Consider the following 15945-nt stretch of genomic DNA (forward strand, 5'->3'; position numbering starts at 1 on the left):
CTATTTAAAAAGAAGTTTAGTAGAGTAGATAAACTAGTTTTACTTTTACCTTTTTATTTTATAAATATCCTGAGAACAAACGCACGTTCTGACTTGTTAAGAATACCAAACAGACCAAAACCTAAGCTGAAAATCATCAATAATATGGCTGCAAAAGCTAGTGTTAACCAGCTATGAACAGGAATAAAGTGTCTGATAATTAAACCTATCAAAATATCTACCCCAAAGTTTAACAAGGTATATCCCAAAAGAGGGAAAAATGTTGTCCACTTTAAACCGAGATATTTTGCTGATACTGGAATAACAAATACGACATTTCTCAAAATACTAATGATTGAACTGATACCACAAATGGCGATTGCGGCACCTAAAGAATGTGTATATTCGAGTGCAACAATAGTTGCTGCTACACTTATCACACCGCTAATGATGACCGAATTCGAATTTGCTTTTGTCTTGTTGACAATGATGAACGAATTCCACAATGGTGCTGTTCCTACAACCACTGCGTAATTCAGTGAATACAGAATGGACAAAACTTGGAGATGGGTAGAATCCATTTTAGGCATCCAAAGCGCAAAGAAATCGAGTCCAAATGTTAAAAGAATCGCAAATGGAATGCCGAGAAGGGCGATATTGATTTTTCCTGCTTTAAAAAATTCTTGTTTCAACGCATCAATCTTCCTTTTGGCATACATGATTGTCATGTTCGGTGTGAAAACACTTGTGATTGTTCCTTGCAATGAGCCCAAAAAGTTAGGGACAACTTGTGCAACAGCAATGATTTTCATCCATTCTGTCGCAAAAGCATTTGCCAAAATCAAATCCAATCCACCAAACAGTAAAACACCGAGTTGGTTAACTGAATTCCAAATTCCTGTTGCAAGTAGTTCTTTTATTCTTGAAAAATGAATGTTTTTAACCTTCACTCTCAAGTCTTTAAGAATGCGCCGCTTATAACTAAATTGCCAAATCTGTAGTGCCACCATTGATACAACTCCGGCAAGTCCAACATACCAAAGCTTGGTAGGGAAACAAGCAAACAAGAGTACAATGACCAGAGCCCGCGTTCCATTCGAAATCATATTTCCGATAGATTGCAGATACACTCTGTTGGTCGCAAAAGCAGCGACATTCCAGACAGGCATGACTGTCGAGATGAAAAAGCTGATGAACACAAACATAAATAAAAGCTTGACGGGCATGACCAAATCAGGAGATATTTTCAAAAATTTATCCAGAAAGACAATCCCTAAGGTAACTGGAATTGTCAAAATTCCCATCAAGGCAACATTTCCTGCAAAAGTTGATGAGTAAAATTCATCAGCTTCTTGTTTATTTCCATTGACCAGTGCAATCGTAATGAAGCGTGAAGCCATCGAATTGAGCGCTACTGTGATAATAGTGATGTAGGATACAAAAGTATTTGCCATCGTGACAAAGGCATTGGCATCACCACCTAACGTTTTAACAATGTAAGGTGTCAGAAGAAAGCTAATCAGCAAATTGATTGCAAAAACAACCAATGCCGACACAAGGTTGATAACCAAGCTTTTATTTGTTGAGGTTTTATTCATATTTAATGTTTACTTTCCAATTTTCAATTAAAGCAAAGTTAAGTTTGGCTAAGTTTTAAGGTTGATATATTTAGGTGCTCTTTAGCTTATTAAGAAGACTTAAACTAATTTATAGTTCACTTATTTTTTATGTTCAACATAATCGTATTCAAGTTCTTTCTTTTAATTACTATCATTTTAGAGTACAATATAGATTATATAATATAAAAGTTTTTAAAGAAAGAAGAATTTAATTGTATTTTTCAATTATTATGCCTGTTTATAACGTATATGATTATATTAGGGAGAGCTTAGAATCAATTCTTAGCCAAAATTATAAAGATTTTGAACTGATTATTATAAATGACGGCTCAACAGATGGTAGTGAAACTGTTTGTGAGGGATTTAAAGAAAAATATCCAGACAAAATAAAAATAATAAATCAAGAAAACAAAGGGCTACTACTTGCAAGAAGAGAGGGCTTGAAAATAGCTAGCGGTTCATATATATTATCTATTGATTCCGATGATATTCTCATGCCTAACTCCCTTGAGAAAATAAAAAAATGTATAGACACAACTCAATGTGATGTATTATTTTTTGACGCTATATCTGAATTTGAAAATAAAAATTCTATTTACAATTATCCTTTTTCTAATATGGAAATTTTTGAAGGAGAGAAGAAGAAAGACATTTATTCTCTTATTTATAATGGGACTTCCTTTAATAATATTTGGAATAAAGTCATAAAAATGGAACTAGTTGACAAAGAAGCTGATTATCATGATTTTAGTAGTATTACTCTAGGGGAAGATTTGTTACAAGTCTTGCCAATAGTCACTAATGCTAAGAAAATAGTTTATTTAGATCAGAAGTGTTACTATTACAGAAAAAATGAATTTAGTATGACTCAGACATTTAATCCTGCTTCATTTTCATCAATAAGAAGAGTAACAAATGTTTTAAAAAAATACATCGCTAAATGGGGATGTCAAAGTGAACCTAATGTTTTTTTGTTTTGGAGCATATTTCCAGTTCTAGACAGTATCATACGTTCCAAAAATATAAAACTCTCTCAAAACTCAAATAAATTGAAAAATTTCTTTATTGAGCTTTCAAATGATGAAGATTTTTTACAGTACTATAGTCAAAGAAATAATCTTTCGTTATCTAAATCAGATAATTTATTATTATCAAGTCTTTATAATAAAAGGGTAAATTTCATATTTTTCCTTATATTTTGTTATCAAAAGTTAAATAAGATTAGGAAGAAATAATATATGATTGACTTAAAAAGAAAAATATCCAATGCTACACCTATTCGCTTAAAAAAATTAAGAAATAATATACGCTCTAATTATCAATCTTCCCCCAATTTATTAAAAAGATTCAAAGCTACATTAAAATCGAATCATGAATATCCGAAAGAATTAAGAGAAAAGGAAAAATTTATCTTAATAGGAACACCTCATTTTGGAAATTTGGGCGATCAGGCAATAGCGAAAGCACAAGTAGATTTTTTAACAAATAATTTCCCAAATAGAGAAATAATAGAAGTACAGATTAATGAAATCAATCAGAAGCTATATGCATTACACAAAGTAGTTACAAAAAAAGATATCATCTTTTTTCAAGGTGGGGGGAACATAGGAGATATATATGTTACTGAGGAAAATATTCGTCGTAAAGTGTTAAGATATTTCCGAGATATTCCAATTATTCAATTTCCACAATCTATTACATACAAAGATATGTCTTATAATAATTATAGTGTTCATCTATCTCAAAAAATTTATTCAAATAGATCAAAAGATTTTATAATAGTAACTAGGGAATCTAAAAGTTATAACTTGGCTAATAAGCTATTTCCAAAAAACAAAACACTATATACACCAGATATTGTCTTGAGCTTGCCTAGAGTTAAAAGTGATGATAAAAGAGAGGGGATTCTCTTTTGTATGAGAAAAGATTCTGAAAAAGTACTCGATGTGAATCAAGAAAAAAAACTGATTCAACTTGTTAAAGAACGTTATAAAAAAATCAATCTGGCTGATACTGAAGTTCCCTATTTTATCTACAATAAGGATCGAGATAAAGAATTGAAAAAAATATGGGATGAATATCTGTCATCGAGATTAGTAATAACAGATCGGTTACATGGTATGATTTTTGCTATAATAACGGGAACTCCCTGTATTGTTTTTGATAACTTTAATTCAAAAATAAAAATGACATATCTAGATTGGCTTAGTGATTATAAAAATATTCGTTTTATTAATATAGGAAGCAATTTAAATCTAGAAAACATTATGACTGAAATTGAGGAAATTATTGATGGTGATGTTCCTACTTTTGATTCCGCGAACCTGTACGATCCACTTATAAACGCTATTAATAAACTTAATCAGAATAAATAATACAACCAAAAGGGCTCATAACTTATAAGTTATGAGCTCTATTTGATATAGTTGATTCTATTCAGATTCAGCAAGCTCATAACTAGAGCTTATAAAAGTGTATATAGTACGTGCACAAAAAAAGAAAAAAAATTTCACAAAAAAAGTTTTTTTAATTATATACTTGAATTTTATTTCCTAGTGTTGTATAATGAATGCGTTACCAAAAAGCAACGGAGGTAGTCTATGTTTGGTATTTCAATTTATATGAACGACGATTTGAGTGATGATACAAAAGATTATATTTCAAAAGCTAATCATCGAGGTCTAAATGGAATATTTACATCAATGCATATCCCTGAAAATGATATTAATCTATATAAAGATAGACTTCTTGATTTGGGAAATGAAGCCAAAAAAAATAATATGGATTTAATGGTAGATATTTCTGGAGATGCTCTAGATAAGGCAGGCTTTTCATTTGAGCGATTAGAAGAACTAATTGAAATTGGGGTAACCGGACTACGTATGGATTACCACATTAACAATGAAATAATTGCAAAAGCTAGCCATTTTTTGAAAATAGGTATTAATGCGAGCACTATTACCTCTAATGATATTCATGAACTAAAGTTATACAATGCGAATTTTGATATGTTAGAGGCTTGGCATAATTACTATCCTAGGCCTAACACCGGTCTAGATCGAAAATTATTTATTGAAAAAAATTATTTTTTAAAAGAAAATAATTTTAAAGTTATGGCATTTATTCCTGGTAATATCAACCTTAGGATACCACTTTATAAAGGACTACCGACACTTGAAGAACATAGAATGCTTTCTCCTTTTGTTGCATTTATAGACTTAACAAAATTAGGAGTCGATAGTATTTACATTGGAGATGAAGGAATAGATGATGAGACACTTATAGATATAAGTGAGTACATAAACAACGACATAATTTCTGTTCGGGCAACTCCGGAAACAAAAGATTTTGAGTTGTTAGAAAGCCTACATATCAACAGAGAAGATCCAGGTAGAGATGCAATTAGAAGTGCTGAAGCCAGGTTTAAAAAAATACCTAATATAATTCCAGAAAATACTATTGATAGAGAAAAAGGTTCCATAACTATTGATAATAATAAATATGGAAGATATATGGGAGAAATTCAAATTATTATTAACTCTTTATCTGGGGATGAAAAAGTCAATGTAGTTGGTAAAGTTATTAAAGAAGATTTACCTCTCATTAACTTAATTGGTCCAGGACAAAAGTTTAAAATAAAGAAAGAGGAAAGATAAATGATTAATCTATCAAATTTAACAACAGAAGAACGAAATAAAGATACATTTAATTTAGATCAAATGAGTATATCAGAAGCTCTAATTAAAATGAATTCAGAAGATAAAAAAGTTGCTGAAAGCATTAATTCTAGTTTGAAATCCATTCAACCAGTTATCGAAAAAGCTATTAATGCTTTTAATAACAATGGTAGATTGATATATATGGGTGCTGGAACAAGTGGACGACTCGGTATCTTGGATGCAGCTGAGTGCGTTCCAACATTTGGTGTTCCTAGTACACAGGTTGTAGGATTGATTGCAGGAGGTGCTAGTGCAATGGTCGAGGCAGTCGAAGGAGCAGAAGACAGTATCGAACTAGGTAAGGATGATTTAAAAAATATTAACTTAAATTCAAATGATATAGTTATTGGAATTGCTGCAAGTGGTCGTACACCTTATGTTATTGGAGGCCTAGAGTATGCCAATAGTATCGGTGCTGAAACAGCAAGTATTTCATGCAATTTAGGTTCTGAAATATCAAAATATGCTAATTACCCTATCGAAGTTGATTGCGGTCCAGAATTCTTAACAGGATCTACGAGACTGAAGGCTGGAACAGCCCAAAAATTAATTCTAAACATGATTTCAACAATTTCAATGGTGGGGATTGGTAAAGTTTACAATAATTTAATGGTCGATCTTAAACCTTCAAATGCCAAACTGGTAGAAAGGAGTAAGAGAATCATAATGCAAGCAACCGATTGTAACTATGAAGTTGCTGAACAGAAATTCTTAGAATCGGACATGGATGTAAAATTAGCTATTGTTATGATTCTAACTAATTGCAATGCAGTAGACGGTGCCAAAAAGTTAAAGAAAGCAAATGGGTTTGTTAAAAATACCTTGAATTAAAAAATAAAAAAGTGTTTAAAGGAGAAAAAATGGCAGATGAAAAAATAACTCGCATAGCACGAGAAATTTTCGAAAATGTTGGAGGACCTGCAAACGTTAGAAAACTTGTACATTGTATGACAAGAGTCCGGATGACAATAATTGACTATTCAAAAGTGAATATTAGTGGCTTGAAGTCTATTAATGGGGTACTTGGCGTTGTTGAGGATGAAACCTTACAGGTTGTCATAGGGCCTGGTACTGTCAATAAAGTCGCCCAACAGATGGTGGATTCTGTTGGAGTGAAATTGGGTGAAAATTTCCCAAATACTACTGGACAGTCTATGGAAGATTTAATGGCTAAAACGAAATCTGATGCGAAGAATAAGTACAATAAACCATCGAAATTTAAATCTGTTTTAGGTAGTATTTCAAAGATTTTTGTTCCTCTGATTCCAGCTTTCGTAGGAGCTGGGTTAATAGGTGGCTTGGCATCTATTCTTGGGAATCTGATCACAGCTGGAACAATTGATGCAGCTACCTGGGCTCAATTCGTTACAGTGCTTAAAATAATTCAAAACGGAATATTTAGTTACTTAGCCATATATGTTGGTATTAATTCTGCTCAAGAATTTGGTGCTACGCCATCTTTAGGGGGAGTAGTTGGTGCAATTTCTCTGCTTCTTGGGATGAATGTTGAGCAACCACTTAAAAATATATTTGATGGTAGCAACTTAGCCGCTGGTCAAGGAGGAATCATTGGTGTAATTTTTGCGGTATGGCTCCTTTCATTATTTGAAAAGCAATTAAGAAAAGTCATACCTGATTCAATTGACATTATAGTTACACCTACTATAGCATTGCTTGTTATAGGAGTTGTAGAAATATTCTTTATAATGCCTATTGCAGGAGTTATCTCATCAAGCTTGGTTGGAGGAATAAACTTTGTTTTGAATGTCGGTGGTGCATTCTCAGGTTTTGTTCTAGGTTTGCTATTTTTACCAATGGTTATGTTTGGCCTACATCAGATTTTAACCCCAATTCATCTGGAAATGATCTCAAAAACAGGATCTACAAGATTACTTCCTATTCTAGCTATGGCAGGAGCCGGTCAAGTCGGAGCCGCTGCTGCATTGTGGGTTAGATTACGAAAAGATAAAGAATTAGTCGGACGCATTAAAGGTGCTCTTCCCGTTGGTATTTTAGGAATAGGGGAGCCTCTCATTTATGGAGTTACTCTTCCAATGGGACGTCCTTTTGTAACTGCATGTATCGGTGGTGGTATCGGTGGTGCAATAATTGGAGGACTGGGTAATGCAGGATCTATAGCAATTGGCCCTTCTGGAGTTGCGCTTATCCCACTGATTGCGGGAAATCGCTGGTGGGTTTATGTTCTTGGCTTGCTTGGTGGTTATATTGGAGGATTTATTGCAACATACTTCTTTGGAATTCCAGCTGATGCTAAAGAAAAAGCCAATAACTATGATGTAGATGCTCCGATTGAAACTATCCAAGTCGTGGAAAAAGTAGAAACAAAACCAGCCTTTGACACATCAATTATTCAATCTCCTATCAAAGGAAAAATAATGAAATTGTCTTCTATCAATGATGAAGTATTTTCTAGTGGAATGATGGGTAAAGGAATCGCAATCGAACCTTCTGATGGAAAAATCTATTCTCCTGTAGATGGTACTGTTACATCTATTTTCCCAACAAATCATGCAATTGGTTTAACAAGCAAAGATGGTGTTGAAGTCTTAATACATATCGGATTGGATACTGTTTCTCTAAACGGAGAAGGATTTGAAGCACATGTTAAACAGAATGATAATGTTACAAAAGGAGAACTTCTGATTACGGTAGATATTGATAAAGTCAAAAAAGAAGGCTATTCAGTAATCACCCCTGTTGTGATCACGAATTCAATGATTTATCAGGATTTAAGTATTATTTCAAATCAAGAAGTAAGCGTGGGAGATGATCTAATAGCTATTAGGGCGTAAAAAAAGGTTGGGCTTTCCCAACCTTTTTTTGTTATAATCAAATAAATAGATAGGAGAATAAATGGATACATTATTGTTTATCAAACAAAACTATTCAGATCTTACTGCTGGTGAAAAGAAAATTTCTGATTATATTTTTGAAAGCGGTAAGTCAATTCTTGAAAAAAGTTCACAGGAAGTCTCCGATGATCTTCATATTTCCTCTGCGTCTCTAGTAAGATATTCTAGACAACTAGGATTTTCTGGATTTGCTCAACTAAAACAGAAACTAAGTGCTACTTATGAATTGAGGCAGGAAGATAATGGATACTACGAGGAAGTCAATGACTCAGAAACACCAAATTCCATAAAAAACAAACTAAAAATCCGTATTAATCACATGGTAGAGGTAACTAACTCAGATTTGAGAGACTCTGCTTTAATTAATGCTAACAAAGAGATAGAACGTGCCGAATTAATATTTGTTTTTGGAATTGGAGCTTCATCAATAGTTGCGGAAGATATTTATCAAAAATTCAATAGAATAGGTAAACAAATTGTTAGTCATAAAGATGTTCATTTAATTGCCTCATCAATGGCAGTTTACAACAAAAAAGCAGCTTTTATTGTTATTTCTGCTCGAGGTGAAACTGATGAAAGCATCGAGTTAGCTAAAATAGCTAATTCTTTATCTATACCTGTAATCGTTATAACAACGAAAGAAGAATCTAGCTTAGCAAAACAGTCTAAAATTGTTTTATCTTCAAAATCTGGAGAAGACTATAAAATGAGAACTGCAGCAACAATGAGCTTAATGTCTCAGCTGTATGTAGTTGACATATTATTTTATATGTATGTTTCTAATAATTTCAAAGAAAGTTATGAAAATATCGAAAGTACTGCTATTACTATAAGTAAGCTGAAAGAAAATAGTAAAAAATAATCCTATTACAAAGTTCTTTAGTTCTACTAAGTGCTCCCTAATAAAAACAGGCAACAATTAATGCCTGTTTTTATTAGGGAGTTTTTATGAAAAGCTTTATTATTAGGATTCTGTTGCAAATTTTTTATACATATATTTTAGTGAAAAAAGCCAAAGAAATAGAAGCTATCTTCAACCTTTCGATGCTTTATTAGATAAAGCTCCTCATGTCAATTATGGATTATTCTCCCATAATCATAATAATACACTGACGTACTCTTTCTCTATTTTGATCCCAATCTACAAAATATATCTTTCCAACATCTCCTGTAAGGATTTCACCATTTTCTATAATGATACTCACACTTGCTCCAAATAAAGAGGCTTTAATGTGTGCATCACCGTTGAGTATTGTAGACTCGTCACCTTTATATTGGGGATTATCTTGTATACTGTGAAGAAATTCTACATGCTTGGGACCTGGATATCTATAATTTGTATTTTCGCTTAGTTCTCTAGGTATGATTCGATCAAGTATTCTGTTTAAATCAACTTGTAAAAATTCATCTCCATTAAAATCCGTATCATGAACGAACTCTTCGAAAATTACGGAACATGTCGTATGAGGAGTCTGAACTAAACACATTCCATTATTTATCTTAGATTCTTGAACAGCATCAATTACTTCTTTTTGAATATCATGATAGGAAACCTTTGATGAGCTTGTAGTTACCTTGATTTTTTTAATAAACGTCGCCAAAATTCATCTCCTTTTTCCATTTTTCCATCCATTCCATCATATCCTTTATAACAAGTTCAGGATTTTCAGAACAAACAATCCCGGACGTTCCTCCTGAAGCATCTGCTCCAGATTTTAGTGCAGAATATACATCTTCTCCACTTGAAATTCCTGCTGCTTGTAGGACTTTTATTTCTTTATTGATAGCATGTATTTCATTATTAGTTTTGCTCATATACTCGAAGCTTGAAGTATTTCCTGTTCCAATTAATTCATTAGGTTCGCAAACAATAACATCAGGTTCATAATGGGCGATAATTCGGGCTTCCTTTATAGAGTTAGCACAAACAATCGTGATGATTCCCAATTCATTTGCTTTATTAATACTTTCCGTTAACTCTGACAATGTCATTGGGTGCTCTGCATGATTTAAAAATGTAGCCTTAGCTCCTGCTTCTACTAATCCTTCTCCTAAAATTTTTCCCATACCTCTCCCAATGGAGTGACCATCCATATGCTGAGCAGTAACTATAATATTTTTAGTTGAGGATGCTATATTTTTAATATCAACATGTTGAGCAGTAAATATCACATCAATTCCATATTTTTCTGATAACAAGTCACATATCTTAGCTAACTTTAATGCTTCTTCTCCATACAAGTAAGATTTTGGATTAACCACAAGAAATGGGGATTTTAATTTATATTTTTTCATTTAATTTCTTCCCGTCTGGCAAACATTATAAAATTGCTCCAAAACATCTTCCATAGCCTTATTACTTTCCATTTTCATATCAAAAAATTTAAGACCATTTTTACTGTCTATCACAGACGTTATAGCATTACAAAAATCTGTAAAAATATTAATTTTGTTGATTCCATTAGATATGCACGTTCTTAAGTTTTCCTCACCCGTTGATGACCCCCCATGCAACACAAGAGGAATGCTTACTGAATTACTTATTTCTTTTAACAGTTGAAAATCAATATTAGGTTTTCCTTTATAATTTCCATGTGACGTTCCTATAGATACTGCTAATGAATCTACTTGCGTTCTTTCTACAAACTCAATTGCTGAATTAGGGGAAGTATAAATATTGTCTGTAGTATCTTCAAAATCAATTCTTTCACTGGATGCGACATGTCCTATTTCAGCTTCAATAGATATGCCGTGAGCATGAGCATAGTTCGCCATTTTTTGTGTTCTCTTAATATTTTCTTCAAAATTGTCATATGAAGCATCCATCATTATCGAAGAAAACCCTAATTCAATTGCTCTTTCTAAAAATTCCTCATGCTCCCCATGATCGAGATGTAAAACAACTGGAACACTGGATTTTTTTGCAAAATATTTTCCGATCAATGCAGCTTCTTCAAGTGGGAGTATCCTGCTATGAGCTTCTGCAAAAGATAAAATAATTGGTTGCTTTACTTTTTCTGCCACACTAATATATGACCGTGCTGAATCAATGTCAAAAAAATTTGGTGCAGGAATAGCGTATTTATTTTTCCTAGCGTCTTTTAAAAGTTCTATAGAATTAGTTAGCATTTTTTCTCCTTATTCGAGAATTTGAGTTTCAATCGTATTAAACATTGCATCAATACCTATTCCCGTTAGCAGTGGAAGTCCCATAATAACTTTATCTTTTATTGAATCAGGAACAACTGTAGTGGAAATTACAATATCATAATCATCAATTTTATTCATTTCATCAGAAATTTTGGATTGGTATAAGCGTACCTTGTCAGATAAATTTTTTTCACTTAACCAATTTTTTAATTTTGACATAACTACAGTAGAGGTAGCAACTCCAGTGCCACACATTACTAATATTTTTTTCATAATTCAATTCTCCTTCATTTATTCTTCAATATCTTTTTTCGGATTTCTATAATAAATCATTCCAGCAAGAGTCAAAACACCTACTATAGCAAATATTCCCCAGCCAATTAGTTTTACTCCGCCAATATACATGAATGTCGTCCATAATCCCCCTTCTGCCAATGCAGTAATTTGAGAATTGCCGCTAAGATCAAAATTTGCAGCTTTTGCAGCGGAAGTCACCAGTGGTGATACCCATGATGTAACATATAAAATGCTCGCCATATAAATAGTTCCTGCCACAATAGAGCGAATAATATTACCATTGAATACGGCTACCATAAGACAAACAAGGAATGGAATTGTAGCAAGATCACCAAAAGGAAGTGTCATATTTCCTGGTAAAATCACAGCCAATATGATAGTAATAGGGACCATTAACAATGATGTTGCCATTACTGCAGGATGTCCTACTGACAATGCTGAATCCATTCCTATGAACAACTTTCTTCCAGGAAATTTTTTAGAAACAAATTCTTGAGCAGCTTCTGAAATTGGGATTAACCCTTCCATCAACAATGAAACCATTCTTGGGAGAATAACCATAACGGCAGCTGTTTCAATAGATAACTGAGCTACTTTAGTAAAGTCTTGACCAGATAAAACACCTATGATTAACCCGATTAAAAATCCCATAACGGTTGTATCACCGAATACTCCAAACTTTTTTTGTATTGCTTCTGGAGATGCATCGAGCTTGTTAAACCAAGGAATTCTGTCAAAAAGCCAATTAAAAGGAATTGCGATAAAGAACCCTGGTGCGGACGTTCCATGAGGAAATGTAATTCCTGGAAATCCATAAAATTTAGTAACTTTAGGTCCAATGACATCACCAAAAAATAAAATCATCATCGTATATACTACTGTAGCCACAATTCCTAAAGCAAAACTATTAGTAACTGCATATGTTAATGATGCTATAAAAGCAGCATGCCACATATTCCAAACATCAACATCTAATGTTTTAGTTAGTCCAAGAAGAAGTAACAAAACATTCACAATTATAGCAATTGGTATTGCAAGAGACCCAAGTGCAGTTCCATACGAAATTGCAGAAGCCGCTGGCCATCCAACATCTATTACAGATAGATTAAGCCCAAATCTTTTCACCATCATCTGAGCTGCTGGCCCTAAACTAGAAGTAAGTAGAGTAATGACTAGATTTACTCCTACAAACCCTATCCCAACTGTTAAAGCCGATGTGAATGCTTTACCAGGTTTCGTACCTAATAGAAGTCCAAAAATAAAAATCAATATTGGCAGTACAACTGTAGAGCCCAGTCCTACAAACCATTGAATAGCATCTAATATCATGTTCAATCCTTTCTAAAAAAGAAAATATTTTTATAACTCAATATATATTATTTAGAGTCATAATTTCAACAAATTCATTTGCATCACTAACACGCTTTAGCTCATCCATTACCTCCTCTTTCTGGAACATTTCTATTAAAGATTGCAACATTTTGGGATGCTCGTGGCCATCTTTTAAGGCTAATAAAAATATCATATTAATATTTATAATATCTTTATTTGAACCCATCTCATAAAATTCAATAGGCTGCTTAAGTCGCATAAATGCAATCTGTGAACGATTTACAAATTCAGAATCGCTGTGAGGAATAGCTATTCCTAATTTGTTAATTTGTAATCCTGTTGGAAATTTTTCCTCTCTCTCTACTATTTTTTCATAATAATTTTCTTTGACTAAATTTCGTTTTAATAATTCTTTAGTAAGTGTATTGAATATTTCTTCTTTATTTTCTGCATCGTAATCAAAAAATACAATTTTGTTCGAAAAATACTTATTTGTCATTTTTTCCTCATGCTTTCTAACTGTTTTATTACTTCTTCTTTTTGTTTAAACGAAGTTATTTTTTTTATAGTCTCTTTATTTACAAACGTCGAATATAAAGATGATACAATGCTCTTGACTCCATTTAAATCTTCTTTAGCTATTGCCAGTAAAAATATAAGTTTTACTTTATTATTTCCCCAAATGATTGGGGATTTTAGTGTGATGATACTTATTATTGATTTCTTAACCGTATCTGGATCTGAATGGGGAATCGCAACGCCTGTATATATTGAAGTCGCTCCCATATTTTCACGATTATTGACTGAATTTTTAAAACTATCCTTTACGAATCCATTTACCCGTAGCTCATTGGAAATAAAATTGATGACATCTTCTTTATTATTAAAACATTGATTTAAATATATAAAATCCTTTCTAATATAGTGCAGTATTGATGAGGAGTCATCTATTTTGCTTTCTGATAATAAGTTTATTTCATGCTGAATTTTATTCTGTATAGTGAGGTTTATTTTTCCTATTTCACTATCCGTTGGAAGTGGAGAAACTTCCAATACACTTGTTCTCTCTGGAATAACTACATCATCAAGTTTTGTTGTTGAAATAATGATGTCTACCTTTTCCAAGTCTACTTTCTTCAGCTTTTTTTTATCCGATATCTCAATTACATCACCAAGTGGAATAATTTGCTTTATTTTTTCAAATACTAGCTGTGACGTTCCTAATCCGATTGGGCAAACTAGAATATAGTGCCTTATCTTTCTATTGCGTTCTAGCGCTAATTGAACGTGAAGTGCGATAAAAGATAATTCATCAGCATTGATAGAGACATTCAAAGAATTTTGAAGCTTTTCTAAAGGATATGAAATTAGCGTACAGAGCGATGAGTACTGCTTCAATATCTCTTTTTTTAAAGGATTTTTTAAATTGATTCCTGCTCTAATTCTTATAATCATAGGCTCTATGTGTGAAACTAGACTATTAAATAGACGACTATCATCTCTCAAGTTGCAGTCTAATAATTGAGAAATACTACTAATGAATTCTTTTATTTCGATATTACTTTTTTTATTAATTTGCTTACCTGATGAAGAGTAAATTTTAACTCCATGAGCAAGTAATAACGAACAAATGAAGTTAATATCCTGTTCACTGATTAAAAATCTATTATCTATGGAACATGACCATTCTTTTGTTAATGCGTAGTATTGCATCCAATAAATTTTGTTAATTAAAAGTGATTCGTCATACTCTATGTGTTTTCCAAAAATCCCCCGTTTTAAAAGGATTGAAAGTGATATTTTTATAGAATCTGAGACATAAGAATTCATTTCTTTTATCGTTTTATCTCTAATTATTGATAGGTATTTATTAACGACATCTGATATTTCACGATCAACATCTTGAGAAAATATTTTTTTGAATATTTGAGGGTTGTCCTGAAATATATTTTTTAGTCCCTCTTGTATACTTTTTTCATCCATAACCGAATAATTTTTTGTTGAATCATCTCTCAAAAAATTACTAAAATAACATTCGATAAACTCAAAATCTGTCCGTATTGAGGAAGTACTTACAAAAAAAATATTTGATAATTCGGAATACGTGATCTTATTTTCTGGGTTGTTAGAGAAAAATAAATTTTCTATTATATAAGATCTTCTAGAAAGTGTCGAATACAATTCCTCATTTTCATAACTATTTTGCAATTCTTCTTCTAATTTTTCAAAATTGTTCTTATGACCTATTAATTTAAGCCCTTTTCTAGGAGCTGAATCAATATAGCAATCATAATTTCTTAGTTTCTCCCTACTGCTTTTGACATAGGATAAAATTGTTTTTGTTGATACCCCAATCTTTGAGCTAAAGTATACTGATGGCTTATATTCATCCTCATTCATTATTAATAAAATAAATTTATCTATATTATTCAATGTAATCGTTACCACCTTTTTATTAATTATATTTAAAATAATTCTTTTCGTAAATATCAAAATACTTCCACATTAATGTGGAAGTATACCTCAAACTAAATAATTCTTTTTTCTAAATTCGTTGTGTTCTCCCCCACAATATAAATTATGTCGCAAGTGCTTTCATAAATCTATTTTATTGTAAAATGAAAGAAAAAGATAGTAAGAGTAGGAAGGTAAACATTTTGAAAACAAACAATTTAAAAAACATCATTAATGTTTCTGTAGTCCGTTATCTACAAAAACGATACTTTACTAAAGGGGTTTGGGGATTCCCCAAAAGATGGTAAAATAGGGGCATACCCTGGGAAACGATAGTTTTACTGGGGGATGGTAATTTACCAGCAAGTGATACCTCACTTGCTATGCTCGCCTGAGACGAAAGGAGCTGGGGAATGGAAAAGACATATTACACATTATCTGAACTTGCTAGGGAGTTTGGAACTTCAAAAGACTTGATGAAATATCACCGGAAATCACTTCCTGAGAGTGAACATTTTAAAG

14 protein-coding genes are annotated in these 15945 nt (G+C 32.3%); 6 read left to right on the forward strand and 8 right to left on the reverse strand.

What is annotated here, in order from left to right; genetic code table 11:
- Positions 1-53: 53 nt before the first annotated feature.
- Positions 54-1577, reverse strand: coding sequence for a hypothetical protein (locus GHI45_RS07805; RefSeq protein WP_147780764.1), 1524 nt, complete (start codon positions 1575-1577; stop codon positions 54-56).
- Positions 1578-1810: 233 nt separating this feature from the next.
- Here GHI45_RS07805 and GHI45_RS07810 point away from each other — a divergent pair, with 233 nt between their 5' ends.
- From GHI45_RS07810 to GHI45_RS07835, 6 genes are all read left to right on the forward strand, one after another.
- Complete coding sequence (locus GHI45_RS07810) at positions 1811-2833, forward strand: glycosyltransferase family A protein (protein WP_147780765.1); 1023 nt, start codon at positions 1811-1813, stop codon at positions 2831-2833.
- A 3-nt stretch (positions 2834-2836) separates the two neighbouring features.
- The gene (locus GHI45_RS07815; RefSeq protein ID WP_147780766.1) at positions 2837-3973 is read left to right on the forward strand and encodes a polysaccharide pyruvyl transferase family protein; all 1137 of its coding nucleotides are present in this window, start codon (positions 2837-2839) and stop codon (positions 3971-3973) included.
- Positions 3974-4198: 225 nt separating this feature from the next.
- On the forward strand, positions 4199-5254 hold the full coding sequence (locus tag GHI45_RS07820; protein WP_147780767.1) for a DUF871 domain-containing protein: 1056 nt from the start codon (positions 4199-4201) through the stop codon (positions 5252-5254).
- Positions 5255-6148, forward strand: coding sequence for an N-acetylmuramic acid 6-phosphate etherase (gene murQ / locus GHI45_RS07825; RefSeq protein WP_147780768.1), 894 nt, complete (start codon positions 5255-5257; stop codon positions 6146-6148).
- 29 nt (positions 6149-6177) lie between these two features.
- The gene (locus GHI45_RS07830; protein WP_147780769.1) at positions 6178-8130 is read left to right on the forward strand and encodes a glucose PTS transporter subunit IIA; all 1953 of its coding nucleotides are present in this window, start codon (positions 6178-6180) and stop codon (positions 8128-8130) included.
- Positions 8131-8191: 61 nt separating this feature from the next.
- A complete protein-coding gene (locus GHI45_RS07835; RefSeq protein ID WP_147780770.1) occupies positions 8192-9052 on the forward strand; it encodes a MurR/RpiR family transcriptional regulator in 861 nt (286 codons plus the stop codon).
- 220 nt (positions 9053-9272) lie between these two features.
- Here the strand turns inward: GHI45_RS07835 and GHI45_RS07840 are convergent, their stop codons facing one another.
- The 7 genes from GHI45_RS07840 to GHI45_RS07870 are packed head-to-tail and all read right to left on the reverse strand — an operon-like array spanning position 9273 to position 15402.
- The gene (locus GHI45_RS07840) at positions 9273-9791 is read right to left on the reverse strand and encodes a YjbQ family protein (RefSeq protein WP_147780771.1); all 519 of its coding nucleotides are present in this window, start codon (positions 9789-9791) and stop codon (positions 9273-9275) included.
- Complete coding sequence (locus GHI45_RS07845) at positions 9775-10485, reverse strand: triose-phosphate isomerase (RefSeq protein WP_147780772.1); 711 nt, start codon at positions 10483-10485, stop codon at positions 9775-9777. The genes GHI45_RS07840 and GHI45_RS07845 overlap by 17 nt, the downstream gene beginning before the upstream one ends.
- Positions 10486-11319, reverse strand: a complete 834-nt coding sequence (locus GHI45_RS07850) for a class II fructose-bisphosphate aldolase (protein WP_147780773.1) — start codon at positions 11317-11319, stop codon at positions 10486-10488.
- 9 nt (positions 11320-11328) lie between these two features.
- On the reverse strand, positions 11329-11613 hold the full coding sequence (locus tag GHI45_RS07855) for a PTS sugar transporter subunit IIB (RefSeq protein WP_147780774.1): 285 nt from the start codon (positions 11611-11613) through the stop codon (positions 11329-11331).
- Positions 11614-11631: 18 nt separating this feature from the next.
- Entirely contained in the window at positions 11632-12963 is a 1332-nt protein-coding gene (locus GHI45_RS07860) for a PTS galactitol transporter subunit IIC (protein WP_147780778.1), read from the reverse strand.
- A gap of 40 nt (positions 12964-13003) precedes the next feature.
- Positions 13004-13468, reverse strand: coding sequence for a PTS sugar transporter subunit IIA (locus tag GHI45_RS07865; RefSeq protein ID WP_147780775.1), 465 nt, complete (start codon positions 13466-13468; stop codon positions 13004-13006).
- Complete coding sequence (locus tag GHI45_RS07870) at positions 13465-15402, reverse strand: transcription antiterminator (protein WP_147780776.1); 1938 nt, start codon at positions 15400-15402, stop codon at positions 13465-13467. Before GHI45_RS07870 ends, GHI45_RS07865 begins: the two co-directional genes overlap by 4 nt.
- Positions 15403-15945: the final 543 nt, after the last annotated feature.

Source organism: Lactococcus sp. dk101, from assembly GCF_009601055.1.
GTDB lineage: Bacteria > Bacillota > Bacilli > Lactobacillales > Streptococcaceae > Lactococcus.